This is a genomic window from Burkholderia sp. AU45274 (assembly GCF_030482505.1).
Lineage (GTDB): Bacteria > Pseudomonadota > Gammaproteobacteria > Burkholderiales > Burkholderiaceae > Burkholderia.
This window is the reverse complement of sequence record NZ_JAUJQE010000008.1, coordinates 318,845-335,093: the sequence shown is the minus strand read 5'-3', so window position 1 is coordinate 335,093 and position 16,249 is coordinate 318,845. Positions and strand designations below refer to the sequence as shown.

Sequence of the window (16,249 nt, the reverse complement as noted above, 5' to 3'; positions counted from 1 at the left end):
CCATCCCGAACAGGACCGTGAAACGACTCTACGCCGATGATAGTGCGGATTCCCGTGTGAAAGTAGGTAATCGTCAGGCTCCCTAAGCCGAAAACCCCCGCCCGAAAGGCGGGGGTTTTTGCATTTGGGCGGCGGAAATGCTTTGGGGTGCGGGATGGCGGCGGTGTTCTTTAGCCCGAGATCCCATGGAAGAACCGCTTCGACGGCATCGCCACTCAAGAAACGACGACCGTAAATTCGACTCCGGATTCAAAGTCCAGGGTCGTGGTCGAAAACCGGGGGGCGTTGTCGAGGTAGTGCTTGTACGGTCGAACGGCGTCCTCGGCGGTGTACATGTTGTCGGCCAGTACGACCGATCCCGGGCGCAGCAGGCGCTCGATCTGCTTGAAGAGCCTCAGATAGGCGTCGGCCCATATGTCGATGAACACCATGTCGAACGTACCGTCCAGTTCGGCAACGGTCTCGAATACGTCGCCCTCCCGCATGTCGACATAGGCATCCAGGCCCGCCGTCCTGACGTGATCGCGCAAATGTGCGCACTTGAGCGGATCACGTTCGGTCGCGACGACAACGCCACGGCCCAACGTGCGCAGCGCCTCGGCGAAATACAGCGTGGATACGCCGCATGAACTGCCAAGTTCAAGGATTCTGGCCGGTCGTTGCGAGAGCACCATGTTGCGCAAGAATCCGCCCGTTTCCGGCGACACGGCCAACGATAGCGGACTGCCTTCGGGGGAATCGAAGTCGTCGCTGGACAGCCCGACCGTTTCGAGAAACCGCCCCCGCAGACGGGGCGCGATCGCTTCGTATTCCTCAGCTAACGACAGAAAATCCTCGTTCGATCCCTGGAACTGCGCACGGGCGCGGGCGACGATTTCGGTCCGGCTCTCTTCGTGGAGCCGCTGCAGAAGAGCGATGGTGGGTGACGCCATGTGCGTTTCCTTGAAGAGATTGATTCGGTCGACGCAGTATTCAGCGGCGGCATCTCTCATCAGAGATGCCGCGCTGTCGCTCGATATCGGTGATACACGGAGGTTGCTATACCGTACGGGCAAGCGTGATTGCGCGTTCGGGGCACGCCGTCACACACAGTCCGCATGACCGGCACGCGTGCGCATTCGGCGTATAGGCGACCTTCATTCCATGCACGCGCTGCTTCAGGCGATGCATCAGATCAAGGCCGAGGTAATCGACTTTGTCGATGCGCCGGATCTCGAACACGTTCTCGGGACAAACGGCGACACAATCCCCTTTGCCTTCGCAGCGCTTCAGATCGACGACCGGCGCAATCACACCCGGCTTCTGTTTGCAGCCGCCCGTTGATTTGTCGGACATGTTCATTCTCCCGTGGGCCGGTTGCTGCCGGATCGCCACGCGGTCCGGAAATGCTCGCGTTCCTCGGGAGTCATGGACTCCCACTTGCGCCAGTGGCGTCGACCGCGCCAGCCGTGATGTCCGCGGAATCCGCCGAACAGGATGCGGCTCAACACGAGCAGGCCCAGCGCATGGGCGAAGTCGATCGTACGGGCGCCGACGAATAGCGCCGGCATGACCCAGTTCCATAACATCATGACGACCCATCCGAGCACGCCTATCGCGATCAACACGAGAAGCGCCTTGCCTGCACATCTGATTCGGAAATTCATCTGTCGATTCCTCTAGGTGTTATCCAGTTCGTCATAAATGGGCTGCAGTCGGGCACGCAAATGCAAGACCGCATAGCGTTTGCGAGCGAGCAGCGTATTGAGCGCGACACCGCTTTGTGCGGCCATTTCCTTGAAAGACTGGCCCTCCAGCTCGTGTGCAATAAATACCTCCCGCTGATTGGTCGGCAACTCGTCGAGCGCATCCTGCAAGGCCTTGAGCACGAGCGTGCGCGCATAGCGTGCTTCGGGGCCGGCATCATGCGCCGGTAGCGCGAGGTCCAGGCGATACTCACCGTTTGTGTCATCGTCGACCTCGGGCAGATCGGTAAGAGGCTGCTCCTTCTTCTTGCGAAAACGGTCAGCGATGCGGTTGCGCGCGGCACGGAAAAGCCACGCACTCGCCTGCTCGATTGGCGCAGGAAGTCGATACGCCTGTACGAATTCGTGAAACACATCCTGCAGGATGTCCTCGGCGTCGTCCGGGTCGCGAATCCGACGCCGGATAAAATTCACTAGCCTCGATCGTTCACGCATCACTGTCGCTGTGATGTCGCGGTCTGGGTCGGTCATCGTGTGCGAAGTGGGTGGCGATTCCATGTACCTGAAGACGTTTCAGGCGCGCGAATATTGTGGCGAGAGAAAAAAATCTGCTGCCGAATGCGTCGGCCTTGCGGTGATACCCTTTATCGTTGGCTAAGCCGGGAGCGCACTTATCGTCGGCGGCTCGTCAAATACGCGTGCCGGAGCGGAATCGATACCTGATCCCGTCTCTCGGCTTCGACACGCTGAACGAGATGCCTTTCTGCTACCGGCCACGCGGAAGTCGACCGAATCGCGATGCAGATAGACCGTCAAACCTCCGGCGAACCGGAACATGGCAACCTTCCGCGTATCCGGACGAGCGTTGACAGTTCTTCAAGGCTCCCTGCTACGCGCCCCGGTCAGTCCGCACGGTATCCGATCTTGCCGGATCGGCACGTCCGTCTTTCAATCCACGGTTCTGCCGATCCGTTGCGCACACTGGTCTGGCCAGTCAGGCCTTAAGTTCCCGCAGCCGCTGTCGTTAAACAGGACGTTGCCCGCTTTCGGCGAGCCCATTCATATAACGCGGTAACGGAGATCGAAGTCATCATGTTGTCCTCGATTCGTGCACGGATACTCGCGACCTGCGTCGCCATCGTGGTAACGGCGCTGGCCGTGACAGGCGGCCTGGTCTATTACGTCGTCAAGCAACACAACGACGCGACAATCGACCAGAATCACAAGTCGATCCTCGCCGGGCACGCGCTGGCGATCAACGAATGGGTGGCCAGCAGAGGCCGGGAAACCCAGGCACTCGCGGACACGATCCCGATCGGCGAGGGCGACCCGCTGCCGGCGCTGAAGTTGCTTGGGAAGTCGGGCGGCTTCGAGGTGTTGACGCTCGGCCTGCCGGACAAGACCGCGTTCTCGAACGTGCCGCTCGCACCCGGCTACGACCCGACATCACGCCCGTGGTACAAGCAGGCCGTCAGCGCCGGCAGCCTGGTCGTGACGGCACTCTATCGTGATGCAACGACCGGCAAGCCGGCTGTCGCGTTCGCGGTGCCCGTGGTGCGCGACGGCACGGTGAAGGGCGTGCTGGCCGCCAGCCTGTTCATGGAGAGCGTGAGCTCGATCGTCACCTCGGTACACCCGACACCCGCGAGCTTCGCATTTCTGGTGGACAAGAGCGGACGCGTGATTGCGTCGGCCAAGACCGACCTGATCATGAAACCGGCAACCGGTCTTTCGCCGGCACTCGACGCCGACCACCTCGGCGCGCTGCAAACCGCGTCCGAGCCCGTCGCGATCGACATCGACGGCGCCACCAAGCTGCTGCGGGCCCAGCCGATCGCGGGCACCGACTGGTCCCTCGTGCTCGCGCTCGACAAGGCCGACGTGACGGCCGGCATGCGCGCGGTCGCGACGACGACACTGGCGGCGATCCTGATCGTGGCCGTGATCGCGGCCGCGCTCGTCGGTGCGATGACGAACGCGGCCTTCAAGCGCATCCTGCTGGTTCGCGACGCGCTGACGGATGTCTCGACCGGCAGCGGCGACCTGACGAAACGCCTGCCTGCCGACGGCGCGGACGAAGCCGCGCAGATCGCGCATGCGTTCAACCTGTTCGCCGAAAAGATCAGTACGATCCTGCTGCAGATTCGCGAGTTCAGCGAATCCGTCAACCTCGCGAGCGCCGAGATCGCGCAGGGCAACCAGGATCTGTCCGGGCGGACCGAGCATGCTGCATCGAGCTTGCAGGAAACCGCCGCCGCGCTCGAGGAAATCGCCGGCACGGCCCGCAACTCGGCCGATGCCGCGAGCCAGGTGAGCCGTCTGGCGGAATCGGCGTCGGACGTCGCGGTGCGCGGCGGCACGGTCGTCAGCGAAGTCGTCTCGACGATGAACGAGATCACGCAGGCGTCGAGCGAGATCGCCAACATCGTCGGCGTGATCGACGGCATCGCGTTTCAGACCAACATTCTCGCGTTGAACGCTGCCGTCGAGGCCGCACGTGCGAACGAGCACGGTCGGGGCTTTGCGGTTGTCGCGGGCGAGGTGCGAGCGCTCGCGCAGCGCAGCGCGCAGGCCGCCAAGGAAATCAAGCAGTTGATTCACTCGTCGGTCGAGAAGATCGAGGGAGGCTCGGGACTCGTCCAGACGGCCGGCACGACGATGAACGAAATCGTCGAGGGCGTGCGCAGCATCACGAGCGTGATTGCGGAAATTACCGTGGCCGCCAAGGAGCAGAGCACGGGGATCGAGCAGGTGAATCAGGCGGTGTCGCATCTCGACAATGCGACGCAGCAGAACGCGGCGCTCGTCGAGCAGTCCGCGGCGGCCGCGACGTTGCTGCGCGAGCAGGCCGCCAGGCTCGCGCAGACGGTCGGCGAGTTCAAGCTCGAGGACCGCCGCACGATGACGTTGCAGTCAGCGTGAGAAGGGCGATACCGGGTGCGTCTGGCGGCGGTGCCGACGCACGTTGCAATCAGATCGTGATCCTCACGATCGGGAAGTACCTGCCCGGGACGACGCTCGATTCCTTTTCGCCGATTTTTTCGGCGCCGAGCGCCAGATAGAACGGAAGCGCATTGGGGTCCGCTTCGATCACGAAGCTCCTGATCCCTCTCGCGACGCTTTCCCTGCGGACCTCTTCCCACAGTGCCCGGGCGACACCGCGGCCCATGTGGTCGGGATGGACGAACAGCCATCCGGGCGTCGGGCGATCCGATTCCGATGACGCCCGGACCCAGAACCCGATGATTGCCGCGCCGGACTCCGCAACGTATCCGATCGACCCGTCGATCGTCTCCGGCGCAATCGTGAGATCGCTCTGCCACAAGTCCAGCCAGTCCTGCGGATAGCCCCAGTGTGCCTTCGAAATGCGAGCCAGCCGCGTGAGTGCGTCCGCGTCCGCGGTACGGGCAGCGCGTACGGTGAATGCTTGGTGCATCTCGTCTCCTGTGATGGTCGACACCTTCGTCGGGGTATCGCCCGGCTCGCATCGACTCAACTCAACGCCGGATTCGCGGGGCTTGCCGACTCGAAGGAACGTCGCGCACGACGCAGCTACGCGACCTGCGATGCATGCCCGGCGACGACGCGCCAGCCGGCGGATGATCGGCGCCAGAGCCGAGTATAGGCAAACATGCCGTCGAACGCCGTGCCGTCGAAATGGCCGGCGAGTCTCGCCTTCGTCGTGGTCAGGATCATCTCGCCGATCGCGCATGCGCGTGTTTCCTGCACATCGAGCCTGTCGAGGCGCAGCAGCTTCGCGCGATGCGCGGCCAGGTCGTCCTCCTTCGAGATGACCTGGCCGGTCGGAACGGTGAACACCAGGTCGTCGTCCAGCAACGCATCGAGCGCTTCGACATCGTTGGCCAGCATCGCGACACGAAGCGCGGCTTCGCTGGGTTCGATAGTTGTACGGATTGCATCCATTTCAGGGCCTCGCATCGTCTCTGAAGGTCTGTGGTTCAGCTCATACCGGCGAGCAACAGCAGCAACGAACATACCGCACCGCCGGATACCGTCTACCGCGCGTTCGACAGCGATTGGCGCCGGACGAGCATCACCACGCAGATGCCGATCGACGCGATGACGTTGACGGCCGGATAGAACGCGACCGCGACGCTCCACGTGCTCAACGCCAGCAACGCCAGCGCGTACTTGAGCACGCACAGCGCGAAATACGTGAGGCTCTCGCTCCACGGATCGCAGATCGTCTTGCGGACGGTCGGGCCGAGGCCGGCCAGCTCGATCAGCGTGACCAGACAGATCGAGAGCGTCGGGTCGTTGGTCAGCATCCACAGCGGAATGGCCGACAGGGCCGCGACCAGGAAAAACCAGTCGACGCGTGTCCAGCCGCGTTCTCCCCGAAAGATGCTTGCCACCAGCGTTAGGAAGCAGGTAACGGCAATGGCTGCCGTGCACCACGCGGACGGCCCGGCACCCGCGACGAACTGGCCGGCCGCCGCGATCGCCGTGACGACCGACCACACGAGCCAGGTGAACAGATGCGGGCGAATCGTGCGCCGGTAGATGGCGAGCGCATACGGAATCGCCGCCAGCAAAGACACGGCCGTTCCTATCACGCCGAAGATCGAAGCGGCGCCATGATCGACATTCACCATCGTCAGCATCCTTGTTCCCACTGGCCGACCAGTATGTGGTTGGACTGGGCGGGGTGCAACGTCGTACCGGCCAGGTGTCGCTGCGGATGACACGTCGAATCTCATCGGAAAGCCGACGCGATCGCACACAAACAAACGGCACCGGGATCGCGACGTGGCAGGAAAACCCACTGCACGACCGCGGAATGAATAGAAATAACCTCTTCAATGAGAAGAAAAACTGTTCTTTCAAATCTCTTTTTGACGACCGACAGTTTGCCAACCGGACGACTGCGGCGATGCGCGGCGGTCATGGGCATCGGTCGTGCCCGCTGGCGTCTTTCGTCGGGTCGAGTTCAGGCGCAGAACAACGCACAAACGCCTGGTCGTCAAAACGGAGTCTTGAATGAACCCAACTTCAGCAGAAACTCATCAGCACGCGAACTGGAGACGCCTCGCGGCGCAAGTGGTGCCGAGAACACTCGCGCAAATCGGCGGGCGCGGCGTGCCGGCTCGAAGCGGTCGGACGTTCACCGCGATCAATCCGGCGACGGAGGCCGTCATCGCGGAAGTCGCGTCGTGCGATGCACCGGACGTCGACGACGCCGTGCGCGCCGCGCGTCACGCGTTCGAATCCGGCGTCTGGTCAAGTTGCGCGCCGGCCGAGCGCAAGCGCGTGCTGTGCCGGCTGGGCGAGCTCATCGCAGCGCACGGCGCGGAGCTCGCGCTGCTCGACTCGCTCAACATGGGCAAGCGCGTGGCGGACGCGTTCAGCATCGACGTGCCGGCCGCGGGCGGCCTGTTCAGCTGGTACGGCGAAGCCGTCGACAAGCTGCATGGCGAAGTCGCGTCGACGGACCCCGGCAACCTCGCGGTCGTCACGCGCGAACCGTTGGGCGTGGTCGGTGCCGTGGTGCCGTGGAATTTTCCGCTCGACATGGTCGCGTGGAAGGTCGCGCCCGCGCTGGCGGCCGGCAACAGTGTCGTGCTGAAGCCGGCGGAGCAATCGCCGCTGTCCGCATTGCGTCTCGCGGAACTGGCGCTCGAGGCCGGCCTGCCGCCGGGCGTGCTGAACGTCGTGCCGGGCTACGGCGAGACCGCAGGGCGTGCGCTCGGGCTGCATCCCGACGTGGACGTGCTCGCCTTCACCGGATCGACGGCCGTCGGCAAGAAATTCCTCGAGTACGCCGCGCAGTCGAACATGAAGCAGGTGTGGCTCGAGTGCGGCGGCAAGAGCCCGAACCTGGTCTTCGACGATACGGACGATCTCGACCTGGCCGCACGCAAGGCTTGCTTCGGCATCTTCTTCAACCAGGGCGAGGTGTGTTCCGCCAACTCGCGGCTGCTGGTCCAGCGTTCGATTCACGATGCGTTCGTCGACCGGCTGATTGCGCATGCCGCCGCGTTCATGCCGGGCGATCCGCTTGATCCGGCGAGCGGGATGGGGGCCATCGTCGACGAGCAGCAGCATCGGCGCGTGCGCGAGTGGATCGCACGCGGCCGCGATAGCGCGACGCTCGCGATCGGCGGAGGCGCGCCGCGCGTCGACGGCAAGGGCTACTTCATCGAGCCGACGATCTTCATCGACGTGAAGCACGACGACCCCATCGCGCGCGAGGAGATCTTCGGGCCGGTGCTGTCGGTGATGGCGTTCGACACCGAGGACGAGGCCATCCGGCTCGCGAACGACTCGATTTATGGGCTGGCCGCGTCGCTCTGGACCGGCAGCCTGTCGCGCGCGCACCGTGTAGCTGGGCGGCTGCGTGCCGGCACGGTGTCCGTCAACACCGTCGATGCGCTGAGCGCGCAGACGCCGTTCGGCGGGTTCCGCCAGTCGGGCTTCGGCCGCGATCTTTCGCTGCATGCGATCGACAAGTACACGGGCCTCAAGACAACCTGGATCAGTTACTGATTCGACGCGGCGGCCCGCATGCGGTTGCGCCGCGCAACACGACCACGCTTTTCATCCACACAACGAACCGGAGACTCGCCCATGAATGCGCCCAACTTTCCGCATCGTACGACACAGGACTATCAACGCAGCGACGCCGCGCATCACCTGCACGCATTCGTCGACCAGAAGGCGCTGAACGAGGAAGGCGCGCGCGTGATGGTGCGCGGCGAAGGTATCCATCTATGGGATAACGACGGCAACCGCTACCTGGACGGCATGTCCGGGCTGTGGTGCACCAACGTCGGCTATGGGCGGCCGGAGCTGGTCGACGCCGCCGCGCGGCAGATGAAGGAACTGTCCTACTACAACATGTTCTTTCATACGACGCACCCATCGGTGATCGAACTGTCGGAGCGGCTGTTCGCGCTGCTCGGCAATCGCTTCAGTCACGTGGTGTATACCAATTCGGGATCCGAATCGAATGAAGTGCTGATTCGCACCGTGCGGCGATTCTGGGACGTGATGGGCAAGCCGGAGAAGAAGGTGCTGATCGGTCGCGTGAACGGCTATCACGGGTCGACGGTGGGCAGCGCGTCGCTGGGCGGGATGGCGTTCATGCACGAAATGGGCGACCTGCCGATTCCGAACATCACGCACGTGGACGAACCGTACTGGTATGCGAACGGCGGCGACCTGAGCCCCGAGGCATTCGGCAAGCAGGCGGCGCTGTCGCTCGAGCGCAAGATCCTGGAGATCGGTGCGGACCGCGTGGCCGCGTTCGTCGCGGAGCCGTTCCAAGGGGCGGGCGGGATGATCTTCCCGCCGGACGGCTACTGGCAGGAGATCGAGCGCATCTGCCGACAGTACGACGTGCTGCTCTGTGCGGATGAAGTGATCGGCGGTTTCGGCCGTACCGGTGAGTGGTTCGCGCACCGTCACTTCGGCTTCGAACCGGACCTGATCTGCATGGCCAAGGGCCTGACCTCGGGCTACGTGCCGATGGGCGGGCTGATCATGAGCCGGCGCGTCGGCGAGGCGCTGGTCGACAAGGGGGGTGTCTACGCGCACGGGCTGACCTATTCGGGGCACCCGGTCGCGGCCGCCGTCGCATTGGCCAACCTCGACGTGCTCGAGCGCGAAGGCCTCGTCGAGCGGACCAAGACGGATACCGGGCCGTACCTGCAGAAGGCGCTGCGCGATGCGTTCGGCAATCATCCGCTCGTCGGCGAGATCCAGGGTGTGGGCGCGGTCGGCGCGATCCAGTTCGCGAAGAACAAGGCGACGCGCGAGCGCTTTGCGAACGAGGCCGACCTGACCTGGCACAGCCGGACCGTCGGGTTCGAACTCGGCGCGATCGTGCGTTCGACGAACGGCCGACTGATCGTTGCGCCGCCGCTGGTGATCGATCACGCGCAAATCGATGAACTGGTCGACACGATGCGCAAGGCCGTGGATGCCACCGCGCGCGAAGTGCTCGGGATCGACTGCTGACGGATTGAGCGACGCGCTTGCGCCCGATGAGCGTCGGGCGCAAGCGCGCCAAACCACAGGATCCGGTTCGGCGACGAGCCAATTGCGTGCGGCCACCGGAGCGGCAACCTGACCGGGTGAAGACTGGGTGTCGTGGGCGGTGATCGCGATAGGGCGATGTGCCGCTGACTGCATATTGGTAAGGAATGCAAATGGTATGGCTCGCGCGTCGAAGTCCGAACGGCTTTGAGCCGGCCACGTATTCCCGGTCACCCTTCAGCTCCCGAATCCACGAACATCACAACAGAAACAAGGAGACGACATGAGTCAGGGCGAGTCCATTGCTCATCTCGAGGAAAGCACCATCCAGCCGATTCCGCTGACCGAGCGGCACGGCAGCGCGAAGGATCTGTTCACGATCTGGTTCGGGTCGAACATCATGATGCTGACGATCGTTACCGGATCGCTCGCGACCACGGTGTTCAAGCAGCCGTTCTGGTGGGCGGCGCTCGCCACGCTCGTCGGCAGCCTGATCGGCGCGGTGTTCATGGCGCTGCATTCCGCGCAGGGGCCGCAGCTCGGCGTGCCGCAGATGATCCAGACCCGCGGGCAGTTCGGGTCGTTCGGCGCGCTGCTCGTGGTCGGGCTGGTGGTCGTGATGTATGTGGGCTTCTTCGCGTCGAACTGCGTGTTCGGCGGGCAGGCGCTGCACAGCCTGAACGCCGGCATTCCGCTCGATGCGGGCGTGGTGGTGATCGGCCTGATCAGCCTGCTCGGATCGATCTACGGCTACAAGCTGATCCACGCGTATGCGCGGCTGTTGAGCTGGTGCTCGGGCAGCGTGCTCGTGCTGGCGTTCGTGTGGATCATCTTCGTGCACGGACTGCCCGCCGATACGTTCTCGAAGCATTCGCTGAACCTGTCAGGGTTCCTGGGCGCGATGTCGGTCGCCGCGCTGTGGCAGATCGCCTATGCGCCTTACGTGTCGGACTATTCGCGCTACCTGCCGCCCGATACCGGGCCGCGCACGGCGTTCTGGTCGAGTTACTGGGGCTGCGTGCTCGGCTCGTTCTTCCCGATGCTGCTCGGTTGCCTGGTGGGGCTCGCGACGCCCGACGGCAATGTCGTGAGCGGCCTCACGGGCCTCACGCAAGGGATCAGCGTGCTCGTGATCGTCGTGCTGTCGTTCGGCATCGCGGCCAGCAATGCGATGGAACTGTATTGCGGCGCGCTGTCGGCCATCACCGTGCTGCAGACGCTCTTTCCATCGTGGTCGGGCAAGGCGCGGGCGCGGGCGATCACCGCGATCGTCCTGTGCGGCATCGCGCTCGCGATCGCGCTGTTCGGGCAGGACAATTTCCTCGCCGGCTACACGAACTTCATCCTGCTGCTGCTGTACGTGCTCGTGCCGTGGACCGCGATCAACCTCGTCGACTATTACCTCGTGTGTCACGGCGAGTACGACGTCGACTCGTTCTTCCGGCAGGACGGCGGCATCTACGGGCGCTTCAATACGATCGCCGTCGGCTCGTACTTCATCGGCATCGTCGCGCAGGCGCCGTTCATGGCGACCGATCTCTATACGGGAGAACTGGCGAGCCGGCTCGGCGGCGCGGACGTGTCGTGGATCGTCGGTTTGTCGCTGACGTCGCTCGTCTACTACGCGGGGTGCAAGCTGTTCTCGCGGCCGCTGCAGGGCGTCGCGTGAGCGTTTCCGTGCCGGCCGGGCATTCGGTGTTGACGACTGCCCGCCGCATCATCCGTTCGCGACCCCCGGCTCCCCCTCCGCCGCATGCACGTCCCGCCGGAACGCACCCGGGCTCGTGCCTGTCCATTTCCGGAATGCGCGATGAAACGCGCTCGGCTCGGTGAAGCCGAGCTCGGCCGCGATCTCCGCGACGCCGAGCGCATGCCCGCGCAGCAGCGACTGGGCCAGCGCGCCGCGCAGCTCGTCCTTGATTGCCGCGAAGCTTTGCCCTTCGCTGCGCAGACGCCGCCGCAGCGTCGCGGGCGTCGTGCCGAGGCGCATGGCCAGCGTATCGAAGTCGGGCCACTCCGCGGCCGGTAGCGCCTTCAACTGCGCGCGCGTCTTCGCGACCCAGCCCGTATCGTGCCGGTAGCGGACGAGCAGGTTGCCGGGCGCGCCGCGCAGGAAGGTCTTCAGCGCCTGCTCGGAACGGATCGTCGGCAGCGCGAGGTATGCGGCGTTGAAAGCGAGCCGGCTGTCGGGCCGGTCGAAATGCACGGGCACGCCGAAGAACTGGTGATAGTCGCTGCGCTGGCCGGGGCTCGGGCACGCGAAGTCGATGCGCTGCAGCGGGATGCGCCGGCCGATCAGCCAGCACGCGACGCCGAGCAGGATCAGCCAGAACGTCCGGTACGCGAACGCCGGGTAGGGCGCGCCCGTCTGCGTCAGCACGATCTGCGCCTGCCCATCGGCCACGATGAGCTCGCCATGCGGCTCGTCCAGCACCACGCGCAGGAACTGCAGCGCGCGCCGCAGCGCCTTGTCGAGCGTGCCGGCGTGCAGCACCGCATGGCACAGCAGCGTGAAGCTGCCGCGCCGCATCGGGCGCGCGGCGAGCCCGAAGAATTCGTCGTCGAGCGCACCGGCGATCGCGAGCCACAGCCTGCCGTACTGCTGCGGCGTGACGGGCTCGCGCACGGCGGCCGGCAGGCCGGCGGCACGCAGCACGGCCTCCGTCGGAAGGCGTTGCCCGCGCAGGCACGCGAGCGCGTCGTCGACGAAATCCGGCGAAATCATCTGCGGCCCCATTTTCCTGCATCCTCCCGACATGGCAAAAGCGATCACGATTCTAGATTCGGTTTGTCATTGATTGCAATGTACGGGCTGTCTACTATCGAACTATCCCCGTCGCGCCCCTGGCTCGCCGGCGGCCATAACGCACAGGAGACACGCATGTCTGATGGAGCTACCGCCCGCGCGGTGCCGGCCTACGCCGACGCCGTGGCCCGGTTCAGTATCGAGACCGCCGCGCAGCAACTGCACGGCGACCTGGAGCGCGGCCTGAACGCGTGCGTGGAATGCTGCGACCGCCACGCCTCGGCGGACGCGATCGCGCTCGACTGGATCGACGCCGGCGGCCAGCACCATCGCTACACGTTTGCGCAGATGAAGGCGCTGTCGGCACGTGTCGCGAACCTGCTGGTCGCGCAGGGCGTGAAGCCGGGCGACGTGGTGGCGGGCCTGTTGCCGCGCACGCCCGAACTCGTCGCGACGATCCTCGGCACGTGGCGCGCGGGCGCCGTCTACCAGCCGCTGTTCACCGCATTCGGCCCGAAAGCGATCGAGCACCGGTTGCGCATGAGTGACGCACGCCTGGTCGTGACCAACGTCGCGAATCGCGCAAAGCTCGACGAGATCGCCGATTGCCCGGCCGTTGCGACGGTGCGCGAGCCGGGCGAAGCGCTGCCGGAACACGACATCGATTTCCGCGCGGCGCTCGATGCGCAGTCGGACGCGTTCGAGCCGGTGCTTCGCAAGGGCACGGACCTGTTCATGATGATGTCGACGTCGGGTACGACGGGGTTGCCGAAAGGCGTGCCGGTGCCGCTGCGTGCGCTGCTCGCGTTCGGCGCGTACATGCGCGACGCGGTGGACCTGCGTGCCGGCGACCGGTTCTGGAACATCGCCGATCCGGGCTGGGCGTACGGCCTCTATTACGCGATCACGGGCCCGCTGCTGCTCGGCCACGCGACGACACTCTACGAAGGCGGTTTCACGGTCGACAGCACGTACGACGTGATCGAACGGCTCGGGATCACGAGCCTCGCCGGCTCGCCGACGGCTTACCGGATGCTGATGGCGGCCGGCACGGAGGCGGCGGCGCGGCTGAAGGGCAAGCTGCGCGTGGTCAGCAGCGCGGGCGAACCGTTGAATCCGGAAGTCGTGCGCTGGTTCGACGCGGCGCTCGGCGCGCCGATCTACGATCACTACGGCCAGACCGAACTCGGGATGGTCGTGAACAACCACCACGGCCTCGCGCATGTGGTCCACGCCGGGTCGGCCGGCTTTGCGATGCCCGGCTACCGCGTCGCGGTACTCGACGACGCGAGCCGCGAGCTCGGCCCCGGCGAGCCGGGCAACCTCGCGATCGACATCGCGCGCTCACCGCTGCTGTGGTTCCACGGCTACTGGCAGCAGGACACGCCGGCGATCGCGGGCGGCTATTACCGGACCGGCGACAACGTCGAGCTGGAGCCGGACGGCACCGTGAGCTTCATCGGCCGCGCGGACGACGTGATCACGTCGTCCGGCTACCGGATCGGCCCGTTCGACGTGGAAAGCGCGCTGATCGAGCATCCGGCCGTGAGCGAGGCCGCCGTCATCGGCGTGCCCGATGCGGAGCGCACGGAGATCGTCAAGGCGTTCGTCGTGCTGTCGAAAGACTACGACGGCACGCCGGCGCTGGCCGAGGAACTGAGCCTGCACGTGAAGCGGCGGCTGTCCGCTCACGCCTATCCGCGCGCGATCGACTTCGTCGACGCGCTGCCTAAAACCCCGAGCGGCAAGATCCAGCGCTTCGTGTTGCGCAAGATGGAAGCCGAGAAGGCCGCTCAACCCTGAACACAACCTGTACGGACTGCGAATGGATATCAAGGATCGCGTTTTTCTGATCACGGGCGCCGGTTCCGGCCTCGGCGCCGCGGTGGCGCGCATGGTGGTCGCGGAAGGCGGCAAGGCCGTGCTGCTGGACGTCAACGAAGAAGCCGGCGCGGGCCTCGCGCACGAGCTTGGCGCGGCTGCGCGCTTCGTGAAGACGGACGTGACGAGCGAAGCCGATGGGCAGGCGGCCGTCGCCGCCGCGCGTGACGCGTTCGGCCGCATCGACGCGCTCGTCAACTGCGCGGGCGTCGCGCCGGGCGAGAAGGTGGTGGGCCGCGAGGGCCCGCATTCGCTCGACCGCTTCGCACGCGCGGTGTCGATCAATCTGGTCGGCACGTTCAACATGATCCGGCTGGCCGCCGACGCGATGTCGAAGCAGGAGCCCAATGCGGAAGGCGAGCGCGGCGTGATTGTCAACACCGCGTCGGTCGCGGCGTTCGACGGGCAGATCGGGCAGGCCGCGTATGCGGCGTCGAAGAGCGGCGTGGTGGGCATGACGCTGCCGATCGCGCGCGAGCTCGCGCGGTTCGGCATTCGCGTGGTGACGGTCGCGCCGGGCATCTTCGCGACGCCGATGATGGCCGGCATGCCGCAGGACGTGCAGGACGCGCTCGGCAAGAGCGTGCCGTTCCCGCCGCGGCTTGGCCGCCCGGACGAATTTGCGGCGCTGGTGCGCCACATCGCCGAAAACACGATGCTGAACGGCGAAGTCATCCGTCTCGATGGCGCGTTGCGCATGGCACCGCGCTGACACTGGAGGAAGCGAATCATGACGACTCAGGATCCGATCGTAATCGTTGGCACGGCGCGTACGCCGATGGGTGGTTTTCAGGGCGACCTCGCGGCAGCCAGCGCGAGCGACCTTGGCGCGGTAGCGATTCGCGCGGCGCTGGAGCGCGCGAACGTGCCGGCCGAGCGCATCGATGAAATCGTGTTCGGCTGCGTGTTGCCGGCGGGCCAGGGCCAGGCGCCGGCGCGGCAGGCCGCGCTGAAGGCCGGGCTGCCGCTCGCGGCGGGCGCGACCACGGTCAACAAGATGTGCGGCTCGGGGATGAAGGCCGCGATGTTCGCGCACGACCTGCTGCTGGCGGGTTCGGCGGGGGGGGCCGTCGCGGGCGGGATGGAGAGCATGACGAATGCACCGTACCTGCTACCGAAGGCGCGCGCGGGGATGCGCATGGGTCACGGGCAGGTGCTCGACCACATGTTCCTCGACGGGCTCGAGGACGCGTACGAGAAAGGCCGCCTGATGGGCACGTTCGCGGAGGATTGCGCGCAGGCGTACCAGTTCACGCGCGAGGCGCAGGATGCGTTCGCGATCGCATCGCTGACGCGCGCGCAACGGGCGATCGCCGACGGGCACTTCGTGTCGGAGATCGCGCCGGTGACCGTGAAGGCCGGCAAGACCGAAACGGTCGTGTCGATCGACGAACAGCCGGGCAAGGCGAAGCTCGACAAGATCCCGACGCTGAAGGCTGCGTTCCGCGACGGCGGCACGGTGACGGCCGCGAATGCGTCGTCGATCTCGGACGGCGCGGCCGCGCTCGTGATGATGCGCCGCTCGGAAGCCGAGCGCCTGGGCCTCACGCCGAAGGCCGTGATCGTCGGGCATTCGACCTACGCGGACAAGCCGGGCCTGTTCGCGACCGCGCCGATCGGCGCGCTGCGCAAGCTGTCGGAGAAGACCAGCTGGAACCTGCGCGACGTCGACCTGTTCGAGATCAACGAGGCATTCGCGGTGGTCGCGATGGCTGCGATGCGCGATCTCGACCTGCCGCACGACAAGGTCAACGTGCACGGCGGTGCGTGTGCGCTCGGCCATCCGATCGGCGCATCGGGCGCGCGCGTGATGGTGACGCTGCTGGCCGCGCTGGAAACGTATGGCATGAAGCGTGGCGTGGCGTCGTTGTGCATCGGTGGCGGCGAGGCGACGGCGATCGCGATCGAACGCATCGTGTAACGCGTAACGCAGCGGATC

The 16,249-nt window shown here is 65.6% G+C and carries 16 protein-coding genes; 7 read left to right on the top strand and 9 right to left on the bottom strand.

The window, feature by feature from the left end; translation table 11 throughout:
* Positions 1-215: 215 nt before the first annotated feature.
* The 4 genes from QZM35_RS27470 to QZM35_RS27455 all read right to left on the bottom strand — a co-directional run bounded on the left by QZM35_RS27470 (position 216) and on the right by QZM35_RS27455 (position 2,243).
* The gene (locus tag QZM35_RS27470; protein ID WP_301777200.1) at positions 216-932 is read right to left on the bottom strand and encodes an O-methyltransferase; all 717 of its coding nucleotides are present in this window, start codon (positions 930-932) and stop codon (positions 216-218) included.
* Between the two features lie 106 nt (positions 933-1,038).
* Positions 1,039-1,335, bottom strand: coding sequence for a 4Fe-4S dicluster domain-containing protein (locus tag QZM35_RS27465; RefSeq protein ID WP_301777209.1), 297 nt, complete (start codon positions 1,333-1,335; stop codon positions 1,039-1,041).
* A gap of 2 nt (positions 1,336-1,337) precedes the next feature.
* On the bottom strand, positions 1,338-1,646 hold the full coding sequence (locus QZM35_RS27460) for a hypothetical protein (RefSeq protein WP_089429233.1): 309 nt from the start codon (positions 1,644-1,646) through the stop codon (positions 1,338-1,340).
* A 12-nt stretch (positions 1,647-1,658) separates the two neighbouring features.
* Positions 1,659-2,243 (bottom strand): RNA polymerase sigma factor, encoded by a 585-nt coding sequence (locus QZM35_RS27455; RefSeq protein WP_301777199.1) that lies wholly within the window; start codon positions 2,241-2,243, stop codon positions 1,659-1,661.
* Positions 2,244-2,777: 534 nt separating this feature from the next.
* Between QZM35_RS27455 and QZM35_RS27450 the strand changes: the two genes are divergently transcribed.
* Complete coding sequence (locus tag QZM35_RS27450; protein ID WP_089434053.1) at positions 2,778-4,607, top strand: methyl-accepting chemotaxis protein; 1,830 nt, start codon at positions 2,778-2,780, stop codon at positions 4,605-4,607.
* Between the two features lie 49 nt (positions 4,608-4,656).
* Here QZM35_RS27450 and QZM35_RS27445 read toward each other — a convergent pair whose 3' ends face one another.
* From QZM35_RS27445 to QZM35_RS27430, 4 genes are all read right to left on the bottom strand, one after another.
* Positions 4,657-5,121, bottom strand: a complete 465-nt coding sequence (locus QZM35_RS27445; protein ID WP_089429236.1) for a GNAT family N-acetyltransferase — start codon at positions 5,119-5,121, stop codon at positions 4,657-4,659.
* Positions 5,122-5,237: 116 nt separating this feature from the next.
* Entirely contained in the window at positions 5,238-5,609 is a 372-nt protein-coding gene (locus tag QZM35_RS27440) for a nuclear transport factor 2 family protein (RefSeq protein ID WP_089434054.1), read from the bottom strand.
* 92 nt (positions 5,610-5,701) lie between these two features.
* On the bottom strand, positions 5,702-6,301 hold the full coding sequence (locus QZM35_RS27435; protein WP_089434276.1) for a hypothetical protein: 600 nt from the start codon (positions 6,299-6,301) through the stop codon (positions 5,702-5,704).
* A gap of 101 nt (positions 6,302-6,402) precedes the next feature.
* Positions 6,403-6,594, bottom strand: a complete 192-nt coding sequence (locus QZM35_RS27430; RefSeq protein ID WP_144025250.1) for a hypothetical protein — start codon at positions 6,592-6,594, stop codon at positions 6,403-6,405.
* A gap of 92 nt (positions 6,595-6,686) precedes the next feature.
* Here QZM35_RS27430 and QZM35_RS27425 point away from each other — a divergent pair, with 92 nt between their 5' ends.
* The 3 genes from QZM35_RS27425 (at position 6,687) to QZM35_RS27415 (ending at position 11,352) form a co-directional block, all read left to right on the top strand.
* Complete coding sequence (locus tag QZM35_RS27425; protein ID WP_301777198.1) at positions 6,687-8,192, top strand: aldehyde dehydrogenase; 1,506 nt, start codon at positions 6,687-6,689, stop codon at positions 8,190-8,192.
* Between the two features lie 81 nt (positions 8,193-8,273).
* A complete protein-coding gene (locus QZM35_RS27420; protein WP_089434056.1) occupies positions 8,274-9,665 on the top strand; it encodes an aspartate aminotransferase family protein in 1,392 nt (463 codons plus the stop codon).
* A 301-nt stretch (positions 9,666-9,966) separates the two neighbouring features.
* Positions 9,967-11,352: a cytosine permease gene (locus QZM35_RS27415; RefSeq protein ID WP_089434057.1), complete on the top strand. Its 1,386-nt coding sequence runs from the start codon at positions 9,967-9,969 to the stop codon at positions 11,350-11,352.
* A 48-nt stretch (positions 11,353-11,400) separates the two neighbouring features.
* On the opposite strand, the gene QZM35_RS27410 is transcribed toward QZM35_RS27415, so the two are convergent.
* The gene (locus tag QZM35_RS27410) at positions 11,401-12,420 is read right to left on the bottom strand and encodes an AraC family transcriptional regulator (RefSeq protein WP_301777197.1); all 1,020 of its coding nucleotides are present in this window, start codon (positions 12,418-12,420) and stop codon (positions 11,401-11,403) included.
* 144 nt (positions 12,421-12,564) lie between these two features.
* Here QZM35_RS27410 and QZM35_RS27405 point away from each other — a divergent pair, with 144 nt between their 5' ends.
* The 3 genes from QZM35_RS27405 to QZM35_RS27395 are packed head-to-tail and all read left to right on the top strand — an operon-like array spanning position 12,565 to position 16,231.
* Positions 12,565-14,232 (top strand): acyl-CoA synthetase, encoded by a 1,668-nt coding sequence (locus QZM35_RS27405; RefSeq protein ID WP_301777196.1) that lies wholly within the window; start codon positions 12,565-12,567, stop codon positions 14,230-14,232.
* A gap of 22 nt (positions 14,233-14,254) precedes the next feature.
* Complete coding sequence (locus QZM35_RS27400) at positions 14,255-15,022, top strand: 3-hydroxyacyl-CoA dehydrogenase (protein WP_301777195.1); 768 nt, start codon at positions 14,255-14,257, stop codon at positions 15,020-15,022.
* 18 nt (positions 15,023-15,040) lie between these two features.
* Entirely contained in the window at positions 15,041-16,231 is a 1,191-nt protein-coding gene (locus tag QZM35_RS27395; protein WP_301777194.1) for an acetyl-CoA C-acyltransferase, read from the top strand.
* Positions 16,232-16,249: the final 18 nt, after the last annotated feature.

Bases quoted from the DNA above. Each gene is read 5' to 3' on its own strand.
- QZM35_RS27445 (WP_089429236.1), bottom strand. From the start codon at position 5,121: ATGCACCAAGCATTCACCGTACGCGCTGCCCGTACCGCGGACGCGGAC.
- QZM35_RS27450 (WP_089434053.1), top strand. From the start codon at position 2,778: ATGTTGTCCTCGATTCGTGCACGGATACTCGCGACCTGCGTCGCCATC.
- QZM35_RS27455 (WP_301777199.1), bottom strand. From the start codon at position 2,243: ATGGAATCGCCACCCACTTCGCACACGATGACCGACCCAGACCGCGAC.
- QZM35_RS27425 (WP_301777198.1), top strand. From the start codon at position 6,687: ATGAACCCAACTTCAGCAGAAACTCATCAGCACGCGAACTGGAGACGC.
- QZM35_RS27415 (WP_089434057.1), top strand. From the start codon at position 9,967: ATGAGTCAGGGCGAGTCCATTGCTCATCTCGAGGAAAGCACCATCCAG.
- QZM35_RS27435 (WP_089434276.1), bottom strand. From the start codon at position 6,301: ATGGTGAATGTCGATCATGGCGCCGCTTCGATCTTCGGCGTGATAGGA.
- QZM35_RS27410 (WP_301777197.1), bottom strand. From the start codon at position 12,420: ATGGGGCCGCAGATGATTTCGCCGGATTTCGTCGACGACGCGCTCGCG.
- QZM35_RS27460 (WP_089429233.1), bottom strand. From the start codon at position 1,646: ATGAATTTCCGAATCAGATGTGCAGGCAAGGCGCTTCTCGTGTTGATC.
- QZM35_RS27440 (WP_089434054.1), bottom strand. From the start codon at position 5,609: ATGGATGCAATCCGTACAACTATCGAACCCAGCGAAGCCGCGCTTCGT.
- QZM35_RS27470 (WP_301777200.1), bottom strand. From the start codon at position 932: ATGGCGTCACCCACCATCGCTCTTCTGCAGCGGCTCCACGAAGAGAGC.
- QZM35_RS27430 (WP_144025250.1), bottom strand. From the start codon at position 6,594: ATGACCGCCGCGCATCGCCGCAGTCGTCCGGTTGGCAAACTGTCGGTC.
- QZM35_RS27395 (WP_301777194.1), top strand. From the start codon at position 15,041: ATGACGACTCAGGATCCGATCGTAATCGTTGGCACGGCGCGTACGCCG.
- QZM35_RS27420 (WP_089434056.1), top strand. From the start codon at position 8,274: ATGAATGCGCCCAACTTTCCGCATCGTACGACACAGGACTATCAACGC.
- QZM35_RS27465 (WP_301777209.1), bottom strand. From the start codon at position 1,335: ATGTCCGACAAATCAACGGGCGGCTGCAAACAGAAGCCGGGTGTGATT.
- QZM35_RS27400 (WP_301777195.1), top strand. From the start codon at position 14,255: ATGGATATCAAGGATCGCGTTTTTCTGATCACGGGCGCCGGTTCCGGC.
- QZM35_RS27405 (WP_301777196.1), top strand. From the start codon at position 12,565: ATGTCTGATGGAGCTACCGCCCGCGCGGTGCCGGCCTACGCCGACGCC.